Genomic DNA, 20,057 nt, shown 5'->3' with positions numbered 1-20,057 from the left:
GAGGTTTTACAGGGTTCTCTCTGCGTGGGACAAGATTTTTGTTTTTACTCGGCAGTGCTAATTAAGAGGGCAACTGGGAAATGGGTGAGGGCTGTTGCGATTGATAGGGTTTCTGTAGCTTGTAAGGGTTGCTGGGTTAGGACGTTTTTCCAAGTGGGGGAAGTTCCGGGGGGTAGTTGCAGGTGCGTATCTTGCCAAACTGACTCGCCCAAGGGATTGTCTCCTGGCTGGATGAGGCTGGTTAAAAAGCGGGGCGCGATCGCGATCGCTGTTTGATTCCCCTCCCGCCGTGCAAAGGCGATAATATGATTGGCGTAGGTTCCCTGAACTTCTAACGGTAAATAATCGCCGTCCTGGAATAAGGAGACATAGTTTGTTCTGGCTTGGAGTAATTGAGCCGTTAAAAACAGTTTGATTCTGCCGTCTGTTTTGTCGTTTAGTAACTCCTGAATTAGTCCCAAAATGTCTGTTTTTGACTGTTCGCGGATAGCGCTTAAGTAAGTACGTCGCTGTTCAAAATCCACAGGACGGCGATTATCTGGATCTACTAGACTCAGTTCCCAAAGTTCCGTTCCCTGGTATAAGTCGGGTACGCCGGGTGCGGTAATTTTCAGTAGAGTTTGGGAAAGGGAATTGAAGATACCGTACTCTGCAATTCGCTGTTGAAATGGACGAAAGGCTTCTAGAAATTCCCCGGATATACCAGGATCGAGTACTTTCTCTATGAAGGAGGTACAAGCTTCTTCATACTCGCTATCAGGTCGTAACCAGGCTGTATGCACCTTGGCTTCTCGTATTGCTTTTATTATATAGTCTTTCACCCGTTCCACGAAGGAGGCATGTTCGTGTTCGGCAAAGGGAAACGCCCCTACTAGGGTTTGATAGAGAAAATACTCGTCGTTGCGATCGGGCATCGCAAACCCGTGGCGATCGCTCCGATGTCCTCGATTAATCGCACTCCAGGTATTTACCTGCTGATCCCATTCATTAGGGATTTCTGAGAGAACATTCAACCTGGCTCGCACATCTTCGCCGCGTTTGGTGTCGTGGGTGGCGGTGGTGTTCATTGTGTGAGGCCAGGTTTCTTGGTGCTGTTTGTTAAAGGCATGAAATTTGGCTAATTCAATGCCAAAATGTCCGGGATTTCCGCCGACTTCATTCAGCGACAGCAACCGATTGTAAACATATAATGTGGTGTCTTCTACGCCTTTTGCCATTAGCGGGCCGCTGTATTGCTGCATTCGCAAGACAAAATATATCCACTGTTCGCGTTCTGTTTGAGTCAGAGAATTATCAAACTCTAGCAGCATTAACTTTTCAATAAAATTCAGTTCGTTCTGCAACAGGGGCACTTGTTCTTTGGCTTGGCGAATTACTTCTTGAATGGTAGCGCGATCGCTATCTCCAATTCCATCGGGTGTAATGTAGGTGCGGTAAATTGGGAACAGTGTCAAAACTTCGGCGATCGCTCTTTTTAGTCCATTCAGTGTAAAATCATTGCCATAGCGATATTTGCTGGAAACGTTTTTTAACAAAAGAGCCAGATTATCAATATCACCTGCTAAATTCTTTTCCAAAATCAGGTGCTTTTTATCCTTCACTACTGAGGCATAATCTACTCTGGAGCTAATAAAGTTTTGGTAAATTTTATCGAGGGATGATTCATTTTCTGTTTGACAAAATACCCCATTTACATAATTTAAAAAGTCGTATCCAGACGTACCTTCTATTTTCCAGTTTTCCGGCAACTCTTCGGTGAGTTCTAAAATCTTCTCGACGGTGATATAAACATCTCCCATCTTTTCTTGCAGTCTTTCGAGATACTGAATTGGGTTATAAAGTCCATCAATATGGTCAATCCGTAAACCAGTAAATTTGCCTTCTTCAACCAGCTTTTGAATTAGGCTGTGGGTATTATTAAAAACCCGCACTTCTTCAACTTTAACGGAAATCAGTTCATTAACAGTAAAGAAACGACGGTAATTCATTTCCTCCGCGCCAACTTTCCAGAAGGCGAGGCGGTAAAACTGGTCGTTTAGTAATTCATCTAGAAGGTTAAAGCTTTCTGAATTACCGGGTTCTCCGTTAAAAGTTTTGATATTTTCGTCAATAAACTCGCGGATGGTATCGTTTGTGGTATAGAGTTCCCAAAGCAATCCTTTAATAAATGCGATTTGGTCTTGTCGCTGTTTTCCGGCAACTTCTGATGGCACACTTTTGAGAATGTAGAGAATCCCCAATAGCTTAATAAAATCGGGATGATTGCGTCCGAGTGTACGCGTGAGTTTACCTAAATTCTGAGTGATAAATTTTGTGTAAGACTCTAACCGGAGTGGCAGTTTCAAGCTGTAATAGTTGACGGTTAAACCGTTTTGTTCGTATTGCAGTTGAATGTGTCCGTTTTCCAGGGATGTACCATAGAAATCTCCCAGCAGAGGCGCGAGAATTCGCTCTTGGCGATCGCCAAAGGGAGCATTCCAAGAAAGATCGAAGTAATCGGTATAGCTGGAATCTGGGCCGTGTTCCAATACGTCCATCAAGTAATCGTTTTCGCTGCTATAGGCCATGTGGTTGGGCACAATATCTTGTAACCACCCCATACCAAGGGATTGGATTTCAGCAACTAATGCATCAAAGGACTCATTAGTTCCCAGTTCTGGGTTAAGTTGAGTGGCATCTACTATATCGTAGCCGTGCGTACTCCCGGATCTGGCTTTGAAAATGGGGGAAGCATATAAATCGGAAACACCTAAGTCTGCTAGATAAGCTGCGATCGCTTTGGCGTTGTCAAAGCCAAACTGAGGTGTAAACTGAATTCGATAAGTGGCGGTAGGAATTCGCATATTTTTTTAGTAGGGAGTGGGGAGAGACGCGATGAATCGCGTCTGTACAAAGCGGGGAGTAAGGGGGATGAGGTTTTGAGAGTAAACGCTGAACCTTTTAGAGAATATTTGAAAAGTCCTCTTCACGGTAGTGAAACATTCTAGATCCCCCTAAATCCCCCGATAAATTGGGGGACTTTGATTCCGGTTCCCCCCTTTTTAAGGGGGGTTAGGGGGGATCAATAAGTGCCTAAAACCACAGCCAACTACTTTTCAAACAACCTTTTAGCTCGAACATTAAGCCTTATTGCTCGAACCTTAAGCCTTATTGTTTGAACATTAAGCCTTATTGTTTGAACATTAAGCCTTATTGCTCGAACCTTAAGCCTTATTGCTCGAACCTTAAGCCTTATTGTTTGAACCTTAAGCCTTAATGTTTGAACATTAAGCCTTATCGTTTGAACATTAAGCCTTATTGCTCGAACATTAAGCCTTATTGCTCGAACATTAAGCCTATGAATCTGAAACTTTAAGTTCTAACTCTCTCCTTCATCCTTTTTCATAGAGTACTAAACTAGTAGGTTGCAATTTAACTTCTTCACCCACAGACAGATGTTCAGGAGCTTCAGAACCATGCCCAGACCATGAGGTATCAGCAGAGTCTAACAATTTATTGGCATTTTGCTCAAACGGCAAAGCCACTGTCACTGGCGACGAATTGAAATTCATCACAAATATTATTTCACTCGATTCGCACCAACGGCGCACGATGACTACCTCTTTCTCTTCATCGCTAGTCGCTTCGATGAAATTGCGGTCTTGGTTGAGAAGTGCTGGATGTGTCTTCCGTAAATTAATTAACTGGCGATACCAATCCCAGAGAACTTTGTGCTTACCTTGATTGCGTAATTCCCAGTTGAGTTTAGACTTTAGGAAAGTTTCTGACGATTCGGGATCTGGGGGATCATCTGCGAAGTGAAATGCCTCAAATTCTTGTCTGCGTCCGGCTCGAACTGCTTGAATTAAATCGGGATCGGAGTGACTGACAAAGTAAATGAAGGGTGCTGTTTCGCCGTATTCTTCTCCCATGAACAACAGGGGTAAATTGGGCGACAGTAGCACAGCGCCAGCAGCTAACTTTAATCCTTCAAAAGAGATCCGCTGGCTGAGGCGTTCTCCTTTCATTTGATTGCCGATTTGATCGTGATTCTGAATGCAGACTGTAAACTGTGACAAAGGGCGATCGCGGCAAGATAGGCCATGAAATCGTTTGCGATCGGGCGAGTGTTTCCAATCGTAGACAAAAGTATCGCTATAAGCTTTTGCTAAATCAGCACATTTTCCAAAATCTTGATAATATCCTTGGCGATCGCCTGTCAACAGTGCGTGCAATGAATGGTGAAAATCATCACTCCACTGAGCATCGAGTCCATATCCACCCAATTCTGCTGGACGAATTATTCGCGGATTATTCAGGTCACTTTCGGCAATTAAATGGCGTTTCCACTTTTGCCCTTGTTGTGAGAAATGATGAACTGCTTCCGCCAGTTCCCACAGAAAATGCTTCGCCCCCAAGTCATAAATTGCTTGAATGGCATCCAGGCGCAATGCATCTATGTGGAAGTCGCGCACCCAGTAAAGCGCATTTTCGATAAAATAATTTCGCACACCCTGACTATGGGCATCGTCGAAATTCAGCGCTTCGCCCCAAGGCGTTTTATAGGTTTTAGTAAAGTAGGGCGCGAACTGACTCATATAGTTGCCTTCTGGCCCAAAGTGGTTATACACCACATCCAGCACAACGGCAATTCCGTGTTGGTGGCAAGCATTTACCAGTTGCTTCAGTTCGGCTGGGCTACCGTAGGAATTTTGGACAGCATAAGGGTAAACGCCATCATAACCCCAGTTGCGGTATGCAAGAGAAGCTTCAATATGGGTATCTCCCGGAAACTGGGAGATGGGCATGATTTCAATGGCGTTAATTCCCAGTTCTTTCAAATCCGGTAAGCGGGGAATAATACCCGTGAAACTTCCTTCAGGCGTGAAAGTCCCAACGTGAACTTCATAGAAAATCATCGACTCCACAGGAATGCCAGTCCACCCTTCATCAGTCCACTCAAACTGTTGATCGACAATTTGAGACGGGCCATGCACCCCTTCAGGTTGATACTGCGATGCGGGATCGGCAAAGTTGTCTTGCCCATTTAAGACATACCGATAAAGCGTGCCCGGATACACATCGTTAATTTTCGTGTGCCAGTATCCCTCAGACTGAGGCTTGAGGGGAATTAACTGCTCTTCAGGCGTCAAAATTTTTACCGTGACGCTCTCTAATAGCGGAGACCAAACTGTAAATTCACACTCTCCGTTCCCCAAGTAGTTAGCACCAATTCTCACGCAGTATCCTCCCATCAGTTCAGTTTGTTGTGCCGAATCATGGCGCGATCGCAAAAGTCATTGATTGCACAATGTTTACAAACTACGCCAGATAGCATGATGGTTGGTCTACCGGGCTTTTAGCTAGCACCTGTAGGCGGATTTTTGACCAGAATAAATTCTCTCTAACGACAAATTAAGGAGACAGGAGGTAGGGGGTAGGAATTTTGAAACCCACGGCGGTGTGCAAAGCCTGGTGTAGCTGCGGTTTCTAAGGGTCTATTTAACTTAAGTTGACTTGCAGCTACCATCAACACAGTATGCCGATTGATATGTATTAGAACGCTTACCAAATATGGTGTAGCGGTTATCGCGGATTTGTTCGTAAAAGCGATCGCCTGCCCATTTCATCCCCGGTAAGGCTCGATAAGCGTCTACAAATATACTTCCTGCTGGTAATAACCGCCCAATTTCTTCAGCGGCGTTACTACCTTGCCAACGTCTCTGAGGGTCATTGCCATCAATTAAAATCATCCCCTGTTCGCAGTCTTGGGCTGTAATTCCCCACCGTAAAAGTGTCTGCTCATCTTGCATAGGACTGTAGCGAAACAGCTTTCCTTGGTCTAAGGTTTCTAGCAATTGCACTAGGGTAACGCAGAGATTACAATTTCCGTCGTAGATTACGTAGTAATTCATAAAAATAACGGCTCTTTGGCAATTGAATTGTCGGAGTGTCTAAAACACAACTTTGGTATTCTAGCTTAGAAAACCGTGGCGATCGCTCTTGCCTGAGTAACGCAGTAGTAAATAATCCGAGCCACCTCAGCCAAAACAAAATTTAATTCATTAAATATGCATAATGTCGTCTAGCTTAAGTTGTAAATTTGGCAAGATAGCAGACGAAATACTATCTCCTAAGTGATATTGTTGCTACTGGTATATACCGTTAACTAACTGACAAACAGTAAATGTGGGTTGTTTAGGATTGCCGATAAATTGCAAACCACCCAAGCCACGAAAGTCCACAATCCAATATTCTGGGATATTAAGAAAAGCATATTCTTCCACTTTTCTTGCATAATCATCTTGCCAATTTATTTATATATAAATTACTATTCCCACAAAAAATAATTAGCATTCTTATTTTTTAACAAAAAAATCTTGTGTATTGATTGCTATTTAATATATAGTCTTTTCTCGTACACACATTGGCAGAAGAAAATACTGGATGCTTGCGATATGTAAGTATATCCTTTAGTTTCAGATTTTGTATCTTAAAACACCAATTACCTAATAAAAAAGTATGGCTAATATCACTGGAACCCCTCTAAACGATGTTCTTAACGGTACTATTGGCAACGATGTAATCAATGCACTGAATGGAAATGACAACCTTGATGGTAGAGATGGTAATGATATTCTAATTGGCGGATTGGGTAGAGATATCTTAGTTGGTGGAGCAGGATCTGATATCTTCCGTTACAACAGTGCTTTAGAGGGTGGCGATATTATCAATGACTTAAAGGCATCTCAAGGTGATAAAATCCAAGTTTCTGCATCTGGATTCGGAAGTGGACTCGTAGTAGGACAATTACAACGTTCTCAATTAACTCTCGGTAGTGCTTTCACCAATCCTAACCAACGCTTTAGAGTTGACACCAGTAGCTCGATTCTATTTTTCGACAAAGATGGTAGCAGTTCGCAATTTGGCTCCGTCGAAATTGCTAAAATAAACGGCGTTAACGGCCCTCAAATTATCGAAGTAATCGCCTAGAATATTTTTGGTTTTAGATTCTAGGGTGGGGTGCCGTAGCTAGATAAACTATGGCACCATTAGCAGACATCAAAAAAATCAGAAGCCGAGTTTCGTAAATTTAAAAACCTAGTTATAGAAAAATATTCAATTTCAATTTTCTCATATTATTAAAACAACAATATATTTAATAATTTATTTTTGTAGGTTGGGTTGAGCTTTAGCGTTATCCAACAAACCTTGCTTTTAGCTTGGGTTTCGTTCTTCAACTCAACCTACACATTTTTATTTTTTAGCCAAAACCTACGTAGTATTACAAAGCGATCGTTGCATTTAAATAACACGACAACACAAATATTAAACGGCTTGTTCTCAAACATCGCCCCCAGTTTCCAGTTATCATGCCTTTGGGATGGTATTTGCTTAGTTTTTTCATTAATGAGAAAATATTCATGAGATACAAACTCTTGGGCAAAAGCGGGTTAAGAGTCTCTGAACTCTCCTTGGGAACCATGACCTTTGGTGAAGATTGGGGTTGGGGTGCATCTGTTGACGAAAGTCGGAAAATCTTTGATAGCTATGTAGAAGCCGGGGGAAATTTCATTGACACTGCTAACGGTTATACGGATGGTAGCAGTGAAAAAATTGTCGGTGAGTTGATTGCTAAAGAACGGGAACGCTTTGTAGTTGCGACAAAATATTCCTTTCCCTTGCAGATGAATAACAAAAAGGGCGACCCTAATGCCAGTGGAAACCATCGCAAGAACTTAATTCAGTCTTTAGAAGGTAGCCTGAAACGACTGAATACCGATTACATTGATTTATTCTGGTTGCACGCTTGGGATTTCACAACACCGATTGAAGAAGTCTTGCGATCGCTTGATGATGTAGTCCGTCAAGGTAAAGTACTTTACATCGGCATTTCTGACACACCCGCTTGGATCGTTTCCCAAGCAAATACTATCGCCCAATACCAAGGATGGACGCAGTTTGTCGCCCTACAAATTGAGTATAGTTTAATTCAACGAACCCCAGAACGTGATTTGCTACCGATGGCTAAAGCCTTAGATTTAGCAGTAACACCGTGGTCGCCTTTGGGTGGTGGTGTGCTTACAGGTAAGTATAATCAGCCTCCTCAAGAGAGTAGCGAACAAGGAAGATTAGTAAATCCAGCATTTGGAACTATTTCAGAACGGAATTTAGCGATCGCTCAAGTTGTCAGTGAAGTTGCAACCGAAATTGGACACACACCTTCACAAGTAGCATTAGCTTGGTTACACGCTCAAAGTGGTGTGATTATTCCGATAATTGGGGCACGTAAATTAACGCAGTTTCAAGATAACTTAGCTTCTTTAAATATCACCCTTTTGCCAGAACATTTGCAACGTTTAAATGAAGTGAGTCAAATTGAACTGGGTTTTCCCCATGACTTTTTGCACAGTGATGTTATTCGCGATCGCCTTTTCGGTGGTACATTTAATACCATAGAAAACCATCGAATTTAACTAATAGTAATAAACAGTAACATATTCAGGCATTAATTCAATCCATCGTCAGAGAGTTTCGCCAAATCTTGCAATTCTGTAAAGTTAGATTTAAAAGGCATTAACAACGTAGAATCATGAGCGACAACAGCATTACATCACGTTTGTACCCTACCCGCATTGACATTCCTGCTGAAGCACGAGTGCAAATCGTGGTACTTCTCAACCAAACTTTGGCAGCTACTTCCGATCTTAAAACCCAAGCAAAGCAAGCGCACTGGAATGTTAAAGGTACTGACTTTTACCAGTTACATTTATTATTTGATGAACTTGCTGGCGAATTGGAAGGATACATCGATATGGTCGCTGAACGCGTCACAGCTTTAGGCGGATACGCTTTTGGAACAGCCCGCGCCGCAGCTAGTAATTCAATTTTGCCAGAATATCCCTTAGATATTTTGGATGGTAAAGACCATGTAACAGCCTTGTCAGATCGTTATGCATTCTATGCTAAACATCTCCGACAAGCGATCGATAAAACTGATGAATTAGGCGACCTCGATACCGCCGACCTTTACACCGAAATTTCCCGCACCATTGACAAACGACTCTGGTTCTTAGAAGCTCATCTGCAAGTAGCAGAAATTAAGGCAGAGAATGGCAAAGCGGCTACTACTAAAACTCAAAAGATACCTGCTGGTGTAAAGTAAGCACTTCTGAGAAAAGTAGTCTTTCGTAAATCTAAATAGTATCTTTTTGGTAAGTACGTCACTTTTAAGTGCGTACTTTTCATTTATATATATATCCTTTAGTATTGAAATAGTTCAAAACTAGCTCGAAAAATTCCAGAATATCTTCGACAAGTGATACATCAAGATTAATACTGCAACTTGAATAAGCTAGTCGGTTAGTGAAAAAGTATCCTAATTCCATTCGATTACTAACTCTTGTACAAAGGCGATTCATCGCGTCTCTTCTACAATTAATCGCGTCTCTAAATACTCATTAACAACGAGGTAAATATATGTCTCAAAATACAATTACCCACCTAATTCACGATCGCAACTCCCGTGGTCACGCTAAAATGGGCTGGCTCGATAGTTATCACACATTTTCCTTCGGTAGTTTTTACGATCCCAACCGTATGGGATTTCGCTCTCTGCGAGTGATTAACGACGATCGCATCGCCCCTGGTGCTGGATTCCCTACCCACAGCCATCGGGATATGGAAATCCTCACTTATGTCTTAGAAGGTGCTGTAGAGCATAAAGACAGCTTGGGTACTGGCTCGGTGATTCGTCCCGGTGATGCCCAGATTATGAGCGCTGGAACTGGAATCAGTCACAGTGAATTTAATCCTTCGCCAGATGAACCACTACACTTGCTACAAATCTGGATTCTTCCCGATCGAAAAGGAATAACGCCAAGATACGAACAAAAATCTTTTCCTCTCGAAGAAAAGCGCGGCAAATTACGCTTAATTGCTGCTAAAGATGGGCGCGATGGTGCTGTAACAATTCACCAAGATGTTGATTTATACACATCTGTTTTAGAGTCAGGTGATGTTGTTAATTATCAAGTTAAACCTGGTCGCTATGCCTGGTTACAAATAGCGCAAGGCATAGTTAACTTAAATGGTGAAGAACTCAGAGCCGGTGATGGTGTACAAATCAACGGTGAAGAACAGCTAGAAATTAGCACTAACATTGGCGGCGAAATCTTGCTTTTCGATTTAGGCTAGTATCTCCTTTATCTGTTAAAAGGCTCATTTAAATGAGCCTTTTACTCAGAATATTACGTTGACTAATTAAGTATGTTTGCGGGTTCCGTGAAGGCAAAGAAAATCTTGGAAATGCTAGCAGAACGTCTCAGAGTGCTTGGTGTAAATCCAGATTCTTTGGTTTAGGATGTGCTTTGGGGTAAATTATGGCGATCGCAATCTCCGACAACCAAGCCACAAGTCTAAAAAACTGCTGAACGAGTATCAAAGACTCATTAATGGAGTTAAAAGCCTCTTTAATGAAGCTCAAAGACTCATTAATGGAGTTCAGAAACTCTTTAATGAGTATCAAAGCCTCATTAATGTAGTTCAAAGCCTCTTTAACGAGTATCAAAGACTCATTAATGGAGTTCAAAGCCTCTTTAATGAAGCTCAAAGACTCATTAATGGAGTTCAGAACCTCTTTAATGAGTATCAAAGGCTCATTAATGGAATTCAAAGACTCGTGGATAAATCAATTTAACGCGAAATAGGCGATGATCGCTTACAGGAATTCTTCAAAATAGGCGACAGATGCCAACCTATAAAGCCAAATTAAATTCTCACTTTCTTAATTACGAATTACGAATTAAATCTTCTACTCTCGCCACCACTTGCCCTAATCTCTCAGCATCAGGAGATTGGATACGCTGCAATATCTCCCAGGCTGGCTGCAAATAATCTAGAGCTTGATTGTAATCGCCCTGTTGTTCTGCTATATGCCCTAACCACCACAACGTCGCCGCCTGAGTTTGGACATCACCGATTTGTTCAGTGATAGCGAGGGATTGTTGATAAAGGGCGATCGCATCTTCTATTTCTCCTCTATTGGCTTTGAGTCTCCCCATTTCGTGCAACGTCACCGCCTGAGTTTGGACATCACCGATTTGTTCAGTGATAGCGAGGGATTGTTGATAAAGGGCGATCGCATCTTCTATTTCTCCTCTATTGGCTTTGAGTCTCCCCATTTCGTGCAACGTCGCCGCCTGACCTTTGACATTACCGATTTGTTCTCTGATAGCCAGGGATTGTTGATAAAGGGCGATCGCTTCTTCTATTTCTCCCCGATTCGCTTTGAGTATCCCCAATTGGTTCAACGTTGCCGCCTTACCTTGGATATTACCTGTTTGTTCAGTGATAGCGAGGGATTGTTGATAAAGGGCGATCGCTTCTTCTATTTCTCCTTGATTGGCTTTGAGTATCCCCAAGTTGTGCAACGTCGCCGCCCGAGTTTGGACATCACCAATTTGTTCAGTGATAGCGAGGGATTGTTGATAAAGGGCGATCGCTTCTTCTATTTCTCCCCGATTGGCTTTGAGTATTCCCATTTCCTGCAACGTCTCCGCCTGAGTTTTGACATCACCGATTTGTTCAGTGATAGCGAGGGATTGTTGATAAAGGGCGATCGCTTCTTCTATTTCTCCCCGATTGGCTTTGAGTATCCCCAAATAATGAATAATTGATGCTTGTTCTTGTTTATCTTCTAAGGGACAAAGGCTTAACGCTTGTTGATAACGTTCTAGTGCCTGATTAACCTCACCAACTTGGCTCTCACAATAACCCATCTCCTTGAGAACGCGATAGTCTTTAGTAATTTCTAGAGTTGATTTGCACAGTTGCACTGCTTCTCTAAAACGACTTTGATACAACCAGCGATTTGCTAAACTGCTAGCTATGTCGGCTGATTTTTTTCCTTCCTTCCCCAACAACGCCAACCTGTGAATTTCTAGCTTTTGTTCCTCGCTTGATGTTTCCGCGTCTTCCCACCACAGGCGATACAACACCTCAGCCGCTTGCTTATACAAACCTTCCCCATCTTCCGATAACTGCACAGGCAAAATACGCGGCACTCGCAACGCCTCATCATGGCTCACTTCCAACAGTCCCAACGCCACTGCCCGACTCATATAATCTGACAAATTGGCGATATTCTCACAAACCGCCGCTAAAGCTTCCCTCGGTACTGGTAACTCAAACACCAAACCCCGTGACAACATCTCCCGCATGGTTTTATCCATCTGTTGCAACAGCGCCTCAGCTAAAACTTGCTCTCGCAACTCCACCGGATCTGCTGCTAACCGATTTAAAATTACTGCTTGATCAACTGTTGTATTTTGCAGAATCTTATCCAACCATTCCAGCAACCGGGGATTCCCATCCGCCAACTTCTGCGCCTGTAACTTCAACGCCTCATTCACCTGAGATTTATCACCAAAAGCAGTGAGGCGATTAAACTTTTTTCGCAAATCTGCACCTTGCAATCCATCCAACGGCTGCTTGTAGAAATGCTGCAACTGGGTAAATTCAAAATCGTAACGGCAGGTAATAATGATGCGGTGGGACGTTGAATTTTCTCGAATTGCCCAAACTAAAGCCTTCAACACCTCTGCTGCTTCCGGTTGCAACACATAACCATCGTTGCGGGGTTCTAAATTTCCCTCAAAGTCATCCAGCACCAACAAAAACGGCTTCGCTGCATCATGTAACTGTTGGAAAACCCTCCGCAACCGAAATTTCAATTCCTCATCGTAATTTTGCAGGCTTTTACGTTGTTCGCTGTCATCCAACTTTTCCGCCAACCGACTCACCAAACTACCTTCATCAATACGTCCCACCCAAACAACCCGCTCAAAATTCGGCAGGCGATCGCACAGCCTAGCTGCTAAACTACTTTTACCCAAACCACCCATACCATGAATCAACACACCAACTTCATCGCTGGGCTGACTTAGCACCCGCAAACAACTTTGCAATTGCCGACGACGACCAACAAAACTCTCTCGCGTCGGGACTTTCACCTTACCCGCAGGATCTAAAAACTGGGTAGAAACAGAAAGCGGTGGTGCTGGTTTCCGTCCACGAGTCCGCAAAGGTGTGACTAATGAACTTGGTAAATTACCTGCTGCATAAAGCCGCAATAAATGCCAATCCCGCGCCTTGTTCTTAATTAATGTTTGATAAGTACAAGCAACAGCCTCAATGATTTGCTTTCCGGCTGACAATTCCTCATATAATGCGGCTGCTGCGGCTGTAGCATCAGGATCTAAAACCTTTTGACCCCAACCCAAAACCGCTTTTGCACCCGATTTGAGCAATTCTTCAGCCATTGACGGCACAGAACCCGAATTGCCAGCTTGCCCAGTGCGACAACCAGAGAGGAAGATGAGTTTAGGCAATCGAAATTGTAATTCTTGGGCGATATCCCCAGCACTGGCATAGAAAGCTTCACCTGTTGCCGTTTCTGTAATAAAGCGGGGTTGCCCATCTTGTAAAGTAGCATGGCCCGTCAGGTGTAAAACATCAAAATAATCCCCGTCGTAACCATCAACTAAATAACCCAACTCCGACAAACAGCCGCTTTCTTCCACAGTCAAAGCTAAAGGTTGCCGCTTTGTCGCCTCCAAAATCCGTGCTTCCTCTCCCTCAAAATCCAGCACAGGCTCGACATTCAACGGCGAAGTCGCCATAAACAAAACTTGCAGCGCCCGGTTCTCTGCTTTTCCGTCAATGGTCAATTTTTTTACCGTGCTATCCGACACCCACCGCACCGGGACAATAGCCGGGACACGCTGCACTAAAAAACCATTGCCATCGTGCAGCACTTCCCAAGGCAGATGAGCAAGTTTTTCAGATGTAGCGATCGCTAACACAATCCCCTTCCCTCGATGCTTATCTAGCAAAGCTTGCAGCCAGCGATCGCTCCCATCCAACCAGTTATACAACCGCCGTCCAGTTACCGTATAATCCTCTGGCAAAAACGAAACATAATAATCTCGCTCTGCCAACTCAATCAAATCGGCGACTTCTGTTAGAGAGAGCGATCGCTTTTCATACTGGTTTGGATTATCAATAAAGTAACGTAGCTCTACGTAATTCTCATCAACTGGTTTGAGGTCGAGGTGGAGCGTTTGCACGTTCTCAATCCTGAGACTTTAGTATTTACCCCAAGTCTACCACCCCCAATTCCGTCTCTATGATTCTAAAATTTGGCGAATCTCTTCCAGGGTTGCATCCTCTAAAAGGAGTCGCCTACCATTGCGCCCGACAATCAACACCTTTTCAATTCTTTTACCAGACTGTTTGGCTTTATACTCTTGATACCACTTGCGGATTTGTTCAGCAATAGCGATCGCACCCCCAACAATACCAACGATAGTAGCAACTGTAGCTGTTACTCCTTCTCTTTCTGGTGTATTTGAACTCACTGCATAGTTACCAGATATACCAGGAATTGCCAAAAGCGCCTCTGTTGCTGCGATCGCATCTTTACCCTCAATCGCCAACTGAATTTCTGCCATAGTGTCGATCTGCAAGTAACTCCAGGCTTATTTTAAACAACTTCCCTTGGCAATTTCTTCTAAAAATTCCTAATTCTTGTCGTAAAGAATGTCTGAAAACCTAAATTTTCGGTTTTTAGTTCTCAATCAACTTACAACAAGGAGCTTAAGCCCCTTGTTTTGTTTTAGACCGCGAGACGGACTTTGCCTGTGTAAAATGAGACTGTTGGAATATATCCAAATCACGGCTATACTTTCTCATAAAACCACCAAAACACAAGGGGGCAATGGCCAAAAAGTTCTTAGTTTGGGAAAGATATATCAGACTTTAATAACTATTAGAGGTGGCTGTAATGCCGACGATTCATTTTGTGGATGGTGAAAAAGGCGGGGTAGGAAAATCTCTCTTTGCCAGGACAATGATTCAGTATTGTCTAGATAAGAGAATCCCATTTGTACCAGTGGAGACAGATAGATCGAATCCAGATGTCGCAGGGGTATATAAGGAGATATGTAAGTATGCTGTGTTTAGTGAGAATGAACGACAGGCAAATAAGGCAGATAGAATATTTGAGTGGGCGATAGAGAAGCCAGTAATTGTAAATTTAGCCGCGCAATCGCATAGAGCAGTACAAGGGTGGATTGAATCTAATCAATTACTTGAACTAGGAAGTTCGCAGGGAGTTCTGTTTTGCAAATGGTTTGTATCGACAGGAGGATACGACAGCATCAACCTGTTTGCTCAGTCAGTGAATACTTACGGTGATAAAATCCCTCATATTCTGGTGAGGAATTTAGGGCTGTGTGATGATTGGGAGCATCTAGACTCAGACTCCAACTATCAGAACATAGTAAATAAATATCAGATAAAAGTTATAGATTTTCCGAAGTTAGCATACAGAGAAAGAAACATAATTGACCAAAATCGCCTGACTTTTGCAGAGGCTAGAGAATATAAAGAATTTGGGATAATTGGGAAACAGAGAATAGTCAATTTTCTGAAGCTTGCTTATGGTGCTTTTGAGAAAGTAGGTATCTGGTATGAAAAAGTTGAGTAGGAGTCATTTGTCATTTGTCATTTGTCATTAGTACCCATGACTTCGGACAAACCTTAGAGGATGTTTGAAAAGTCTTGTTGTTGGTAGCAAAAAGTTTTAGATCCCCCTAAATCCCCCTTAAAAAGGGGGACTTTAATAAGTTTCCCCCCCTTTTTAAGGGGGGCTAGGGGGGATCAAGATGTGCTTGTATCACAGCTAACCACTTTTCAAACAACCTCTTAGCAGGAGATTGGATGGGTGTGCGATCGCGTACCCCCCCCACCATAGGCGATCGCTTTGCGAATTTGACTACAATCCTTAGAAAGAGTAGCAAAAACCTAAATGTCTAAAAAGTCGGATTCTCAGTTTCAAAATCTCTTTAGTTCACCCAAATCAACCAACTGGGACGAAAGATTAGCCCAAATAGCCTATCGCTTTAACCGAGAATATCAACGTGAAACCTTTGAACTCCCAGCAGAAGTACAGGCGATGCCGATATTCCGCGAGTGGATTGGAGGTAGTTTCTCAAGTAGAATTGCTTCCCCTTTTTGGGAAGTTGCTGAACCTAAAAAGAACCAACACTGTATAGATATTGGCTGTGGGATCAGCTTTTTAATCTATCCTTGGCGGGATTGGCAAGCATTTTTTCATGGGCAAGAAATCAGTAATGTGGCACGCGATACCCTAAATTCTCGCGGGCCACAGCTGAATTCTAAGCTGTTCAAAGGTGTTGAGTTGGGAGCAGCTCATCAGTTAAACTATTCACCAGAGCAATTTGATCTTGCGATCGCCACCGGATTTAGCTGCTATTTTCCCCTCGAATATTGGGATGCCGTACTACTAGAAGTCAAGCGGGTGTTAAAACCAGGTGGACATTTTGTATTTGACGTTCTCAATCCAGAACAGCCTTTAGCGGAAGATTGGGCAGTTCTGGAAACCTATCTGGGTGCTGAAGTGTTTTTAGAGCCTTTGGCTAAGTGGGAAAAAACGATTAAGTCCGCTGGTGCTAAAGTCGTAACGCATAAATCAGGGGAATTATTCGAGTTGTATAAGGTGCGATTTTAAAAATCTTATTACTCAGGGATAAGTGGACTCATTGGATCTAAGGAAGTTGTAAAAACAAAATAGATTACCCCAGCGCCGAGAATCATCACAGCGAGACTGAACAGCAACACCCACCGATCTGTTGGTTCGTAAGTATCTTCTTCGATATCACGACGGACAGCAAAATAGTGTCCTGTTGAGAGCCACACCGTGATTAAACCCACCAGCGAGAAGACTAAACCTAACTTCCAGCCATTGCCAGGACGGGGTACTAAAGGTACTTGGAAGGCACGCAAACGTACAATAACAACACCAAAACCTAAAAGAGCGATCCCTGTCCGCATCCAAGCGAGGTAAGTACGCTCATTTGCCAAGTGATCTCGGATTCTGGACGGATTCAGTCGTCCTGGCTTTTTTTTATCTTTTTCTTCTTCTGTAGGTTTCAATTTTAACTGCATCAATAACACCCTTATCCCCAAAGCGGCTCTTATCAAAAAAATGCGAAGGTAGTAGAAAATCTCTTTCCAGATGACTTGCACCCAGCACAATAGTTGCGCTGCTGAAATATGCCTGTTGTGATTGTACATTTTTTCCAAAATTTATTTTAATGCAGATATCGAAATAAAACAAGCCTAAAATTGAGGATAGATAAATTCAAAAAAATAGCCAAGATCGGAGAGATGTTTCACCAGTGTTTGTCCTGTTTTTCTCTGATTTTGGCTGTTACCCTATTTAAATTCAGAACAATCATTCAAAAATAGACTATGCAGTTCTATTTTAAGACTGATTGCTAGGCGCATTAGGAACTCGTGTATTTATGAGATCCTGCGATATATCTGGGATAAACCAGTTAGCCTCTTTGCTGTTTAGAACTTTTACAGTCGGGACATTCAATTCAATCGCAGCAGTATCTGGATTCCTCTTAATTACCAACTGAGTTCCATCAAGGATCTTCAGAGCAGCGGCTCCTGTCAATTCTTCACCTTGCCCATTAGGACTAGAAGTGAAATTTTCTACCTGGACATCATTCGGTAGATAGATGCCATCACAATCCCAGTTATTTTTAGTAGATTGACCATCAGCTAGAAAATATAGACCATTCTCGTATACGGCATCTTCATCTTCATCATCATTTGGTCTTTTACCGTATACCGCTATGGTATTACCTGTTTGGTTGTTGCATTGACCCCAATTGATTCCCGTCTCTAAAGCATATTTTTGCAGTGTTAATTCCTCGGTTCTCTTTTGAATTTCTTCTGGTGTGAGACCTTCAACTTGAGTTTGAGTATCTTTTGTCTGCGAGAGTTGCTTAAGTGCTTTAGTGACTTCGATGTAATCAGGATTTTTACTAAATTTTGGTCTATCAGCAAAAGAAGGTTGAGCAAAGGCTAGATTAGCGACAATCATTAAGACAATTAGCAGAGATTTCCAGATTTTCATGTTTTAATTCCTGTTATGGGTAAGATATTTTCCAGTTGAGAATTCATTTTGCTCAGAAAATTGATGATGCACCTCTTTATTAGACACTTAATTTTTCTTGTTCTTCACTCGACGACTGAGTATTGAAACCTAAAATTAATGAGAATATATAACTAGAAACTACAGATAAAAGAGTCCAATTAACATTTTCTGTGACAATAAACACGCCCAAACCAATCAAGATACAAGGGACAAAAGTATTGCCATTTTCAGTTAAAAAGTTGGCGATCGCAGGCAAGTAGGTTAACTTGTAAGCGGTATAAGACCATACACCTACTAGCCCAAAGAATACACTTAGTATCACTAACAGACTATCTAATTCTGAGTTGGCAAACAGGGGCACGTAGACACTGATATTATCACTGCCATTGGCAAAGGCGATCGCAGCGACATTGCAAGTTTGCGGCGAGAGAAAACTTCTAACTATAGACGGACAAGACGGCTCGGTTTCTTCTTCGGCTTCCTCTGCTGAATCCTCTTCGCGTTTTAGTAAACTGCTCACACCAATGATTATGGGCATAAAACCAAGTAGTTTAATCCAGTCCTGCGGTATGATTAGTCCACCGAAGAAACCGGGAAGGCTAGCAACGATCAATGCTGCAAAACCGAGATACTGACCAGCAAGGATGTGACGACTACGAAACGTTTTACTGATTTGTGAAAAAAGCAACGTCAGAATGACAATATCATCGATGTTGGTGGCAGTGAATGCGGTAATCCCTGTGGTAATTGCAGTTACTAAATCGTTCATTTGTGAATGTCCTTATTTTCATGCTTGGGAATTGGGCATTGGTTAATTCCCCGTGCTTCCCTTCTCTACTTCGCCGTTTGAGTCCGTGCCGAAGCCTTGATTTATACTTTAGTCAAACTAACCGATAGAATCAAATGCTTTTATTTGTCAGAATGATAAATGAAAGTGATTAAAATTTTGACACCAAGTCTTGGGGATACGATAAATGGCAGGAATGACGCTTGAGCAGCTAAAAATATTTCTGGCTGTGGCGCAGAACTTACACTTTACTCGCGCCGCAGAGGAGCTTTATATTACACAACCTGCCGTCAGTGCAGCGATCCACAACTTAGAGCAAGAATACGGAGTGAAACTATTTCATCGGATTGGTCGCCATATCGAGATTGCGGAGGCGGGTAAATTACTGCAAGTGGAAGCGCAAAAAATTCTCGATCAAGTTTCCTTGACAGAAAGGGGATTGCGAGAATTGAACAATCTGCAACGGGGTGAATTGAAATTAGGGTCGAGTCTGACAATTGGTAACTACTGGCTACCAAGTAAGATTAGTGAGTTTAAGAGCCAATATCCTGGTATCCAGATTGACTGTACCCTTGCCAATGCAGAAACGATTTGTGTCGGTACAGCGATGGGGCAGTTTGATTTAGGTTTGGTGGAAGGAGATGTGAAACCAGCGCTTCAGAATACTCTAGAGTACGAAATAGTGGCGAGCGATCGCTTACAAATTGTGGTTGGTCAAAAACACCCTTGGTTTGAGTGGGGAGAAATTGATTTAAGCCAACTAACTCAAACTCCTTGGGTGATGCGGGTGCGGGAATCTGGAACACAACAAAGGTTTGAAGAAGCGTTGCAAAATTGGGGGATCAACCTCAGCGAACTGAATATAATTTTAGTGTTTACCAGTGGTGAGATGGCAAAAGCCGCAATTGAAAATGGCGTAGGCGCAACTGGAATTTCTGAGTTGATGGTAAAAAAAGAAATCCAGCTAGGAACTCTGCGGGCAATTCGAGTTATTGATAATAGAGAAGGCAACGGTGCGATGACTACGGCAGACTACGCCTACGCAGAAATAGTTCGACCTTTTTTCAAAATCAAGCATCGTCAGCGTTTTCAAACTGCTCTTTCCAAAGTCTTTGAACAAATGTTGATATCGTCTATGTCGGATGCTTTACATCAACATGTATCAGTTATTTAAAAGAGATTGGGGATTGGGTACAAGGGGTAGAGGGGCAGAGGAGCAGAGGTGCAGAGGGGCAGAGGGGCAGAGGGGCAGAGGGG

At 42.7% G+C, this 20,057-nt stretch carries 16 protein-coding genes and 1 pseudogene; 7 read left to right on the top strand and 10 right to left on the bottom strand.

All coding sequences use genetic code 11. From position 1 onward, the window contains the following. Positions 1-44: 44 nt before the first annotated feature. The 4 genes and pseudogenes from treY to AC1F2U_RS17400 all read right to left on the bottom strand — a co-directional run. Positions 45-2,843, bottom strand: a complete 2,799-nt coding sequence (gene treY, locus AC1F2U_RS17415) for a malto-oligosyltrehalose synthase (protein WP_480262243.1) — start codon at positions 2,841-2,843, stop codon at positions 45-47. A 528-nt stretch (positions 2,844-3,371) separates the two neighbouring features. Next, positions 3,372-5,219, bottom strand: coding sequence for a malto-oligosyltrehalose trehalohydrolase (gene treZ, locus AC1F2U_RS17410; RefSeq protein WP_480262331.1), 1,848 nt, complete (start codon positions 5,217-5,219; stop codon positions 3,372-3,374). A gap of 267 nt (positions 5,220-5,486) precedes the next feature. Beyond that, positions 5,487-5,894, bottom strand: coding sequence for a thiol-disulfide oxidoreductase DCC family protein (locus AC1F2U_RS17405; protein WP_334839835.1), 408 nt, complete (start codon positions 5,892-5,894; stop codon positions 5,487-5,489). 150 nt (positions 5,895-6,044) lie between these two features. Further along, a pseudogene (locus AC1F2U_RS17400) lies at positions 6,045-6,293 on the bottom strand (Uma2 family endonuclease); the annotation flags it as partial. A 208-nt stretch (positions 6,294-6,501) separates the two neighbouring features. Between AC1F2U_RS17400 and AC1F2U_RS17395 the strand changes: the two are divergent. The 4 genes from AC1F2U_RS17395 (at position 6,502) to AC1F2U_RS17380 (ending at position 10,176) form a co-directional block, all read left to right on the top strand. Beyond that, the gene (locus AC1F2U_RS17395) at positions 6,502-6,972 is read left to right on the top strand and encodes a hypothetical protein (protein ID WP_480262242.1); all 471 of its coding nucleotides are present in this window, start codon (positions 6,502-6,504) and stop codon (positions 6,970-6,972) included. A 431-nt stretch (positions 6,973-7,403) separates the two neighbouring features. After that, positions 7,404-8,456, top strand: a complete 1,053-nt coding sequence (locus AC1F2U_RS17390; protein ID WP_480262241.1) for an aldo/keto reductase — start codon at positions 7,404-7,406, stop codon at positions 8,454-8,456. Between the two features lie 116 nt (positions 8,457-8,572). Beyond that, positions 8,573-9,145 carry a DNA starvation/stationary phase protection protein Dps gene (gene dps, locus AC1F2U_RS17385; protein WP_480262240.1) on the top strand — a complete coding sequence of 191 codons (573 nt, stop codon included), beginning with the start codon at positions 8,573-8,575 and terminating at the stop codon, positions 9,143-9,145. A 314-nt stretch (positions 9,146-9,459) separates the two neighbouring features. Beyond that, positions 9,460-10,176 carry a pirin family protein gene (locus AC1F2U_RS17380; RefSeq protein WP_480262239.1) on the top strand — a complete coding sequence of 239 codons (717 nt, stop codon included), beginning with the start codon at positions 9,460-9,462 and terminating at the stop codon, positions 10,174-10,176. 127 nt (positions 10,177-10,303) lie between these two features. On the opposite strand, the gene AC1F2U_RS17375 is transcribed toward AC1F2U_RS17380, so the two are convergent. The 3 genes from AC1F2U_RS17375 to AC1F2U_RS17365 form a co-directional block, all read right to left on the bottom strand. Then, positions 10,304-10,570 carry a hypothetical protein gene (locus AC1F2U_RS17375; protein WP_480262238.1) on the bottom strand — a complete coding sequence of 89 codons (267 nt, stop codon included), beginning with the start codon at positions 10,568-10,570 and terminating at the stop codon, positions 10,304-10,306. 199 nt (positions 10,571-10,769) lie between these two features. Then, complete coding sequence (locus AC1F2U_RS17370; protein WP_480262237.1) at positions 10,770-14,108, bottom strand: tetratricopeptide repeat protein; 3,339 nt, start codon at positions 14,106-14,108, stop codon at positions 10,770-10,772. 57 nt (positions 14,109-14,165) lie between these two features. After that, on the bottom strand, positions 14,166-14,492 hold the full coding sequence (locus AC1F2U_RS17365; RefSeq protein WP_480262236.1) for a hypothetical protein: 327 nt from the start codon (positions 14,490-14,492) through the stop codon (positions 14,166-14,168). Positions 14,493-14,824: 332 nt separating this feature from the next. Here AC1F2U_RS17365 and AC1F2U_RS17360 point away from each other — a divergent pair, with 332 nt between their 5' ends. Both AC1F2U_RS17360 and AC1F2U_RS17355 read left to right on the top strand, forming a co-directional pair. Further along, positions 14,825-15,529: a P-loop NTPase family protein gene (locus tag AC1F2U_RS17360; protein ID WP_334839092.1), complete on the top strand. Its 705-nt coding sequence runs from the start codon at positions 14,825-14,827 to the stop codon at positions 15,527-15,529. 321 nt (positions 15,530-15,850) lie between these two features. Then, positions 15,851-16,573, top strand: coding sequence for a class I SAM-dependent methyltransferase (locus AC1F2U_RS17355; RefSeq protein WP_480262235.1), 723 nt, complete (start codon positions 15,851-15,853; stop codon positions 16,571-16,573). An 8-nt stretch (positions 16,574-16,581) separates the two neighbouring features. Here AC1F2U_RS17355 and AC1F2U_RS17350 read toward each other — a convergent pair whose 3' ends face one another. The 3 genes from AC1F2U_RS17350 to AC1F2U_RS17340 all read right to left on the bottom strand — a co-directional run bounded on the left by AC1F2U_RS17350 (position 16,582) and on the right by AC1F2U_RS17340 (position 18,782). Next, positions 16,582-17,010 carry a YidH family protein gene (locus tag AC1F2U_RS17350; protein WP_480262234.1) on the bottom strand — a complete coding sequence of 143 codons (429 nt, stop codon included), beginning with the start codon at positions 17,008-17,010 and terminating at the stop codon, positions 16,582-16,584. 319 nt (positions 17,011-17,329) lie between these two features. Continuing rightward, complete coding sequence (locus AC1F2U_RS17345; protein WP_480262233.1) at positions 17,330-17,992, bottom strand: hypothetical protein; 663 nt, start codon at positions 17,990-17,992, stop codon at positions 17,330-17,332. Positions 17,993-18,071: 79 nt separating this feature from the next. After that, the gene (locus AC1F2U_RS17340; protein WP_480262232.1) at positions 18,072-18,782 is read right to left on the bottom strand and encodes a cadmium resistance transporter; all 711 of its coding nucleotides are present in this window, start codon (positions 18,780-18,782) and stop codon (positions 18,072-18,074) included. A gap of 205 nt (positions 18,783-18,987) precedes the next feature. On the opposite strand from AC1F2U_RS17340, the gene AC1F2U_RS17335 reads away from it, so the two are divergent. Further along, positions 18,988-19,974, top strand: coding sequence for a LysR substrate-binding domain-containing protein (locus tag AC1F2U_RS17335; RefSeq protein WP_480262231.1), 987 nt, complete (start codon positions 18,988-18,990; stop codon positions 19,972-19,974). Positions 19,975-20,057 lie beyond the last annotated feature (83 nt).

The sequence above is a fragment of the Nostoc sp. LEGE 12454 genome (genome assembly GCF_056620565.1).
This window is presented reverse-complemented; position numbering and strand designations above follow the sequence as displayed.

Coding starts and splice junctions, on each gene's coding strand:
- AC1F2U_RS17345 (WP_480262233.1), bottom strand. CDS start 17,992: ATGAAAATCTGGAAATCTCTGCTAATTGTCTTAATGATTGTCGCTAAT.
- AC1F2U_RS17365 (WP_480262236.1), bottom strand. CDS start 14,492: ATGGCAGAAATTCAGTTGGCGATTGAGGGTAAAGATGCGATCGCAGCA.
- AC1F2U_RS17380 (WP_480262239.1), top strand. CDS start 9,460: ATGTCTCAAAATACAATTACCCACCTAATTCACGATCGCAACTCCCGT.
- treY (WP_480262243.1), bottom strand. CDS start 2,843: ATGCGAATTCCTACCGCCACTTATCGAATTCAGTTTACACCTCAGTTT.
- AC1F2U_RS17335 (WP_480262231.1), top strand. CDS start 18,988: ATGGCAGGAATGACGCTTGAGCAGCTAAAAATATTTCTGGCTGTGGCG.
- AC1F2U_RS17355 (WP_480262235.1), top strand. CDS start 15,851: ATGTCTAAAAAGTCGGATTCTCAGTTTCAAAATCTCTTTAGTTCACCC.
- AC1F2U_RS17405 (WP_334839835.1), bottom strand. CDS start 5,894: ATGAATTACTACGTAATCTACGACGGAAATTGTAATCTCTGCGTTACC.
- AC1F2U_RS17390 (WP_480262241.1), top strand. CDS start 7,404: ATGAGATACAAACTCTTGGGCAAAAGCGGGTTAAGAGTCTCTGAACTC.
- AC1F2U_RS17350 (WP_480262234.1), bottom strand. CDS start 17,010: ATGCAGTTAAAATTGAAACCTACAGAAGAAGAAAAAGATAAAAAAAAG.
- dps (WP_480262240.1), top strand. CDS start 8,573: ATGAGCGACAACAGCATTACATCACGTTTGTACCCTACCCGCATTGAC.
- AC1F2U_RS17360 (WP_334839092.1), top strand. CDS start 14,825: ATGCCGACGATTCATTTTGTGGATGGTGAAAAAGGCGGGGTAGGAAAA.
- AC1F2U_RS17340 (WP_480262232.1), bottom strand. CDS start 18,782: ATGAACGATTTAGTAACTGCAATTACCACAGGGATTACCGCATTCACT.
- AC1F2U_RS17395 (WP_480262242.1), top strand. CDS start 6,502: ATGGCTAATATCACTGGAACCCCTCTAAACGATGTTCTTAACGGTACT.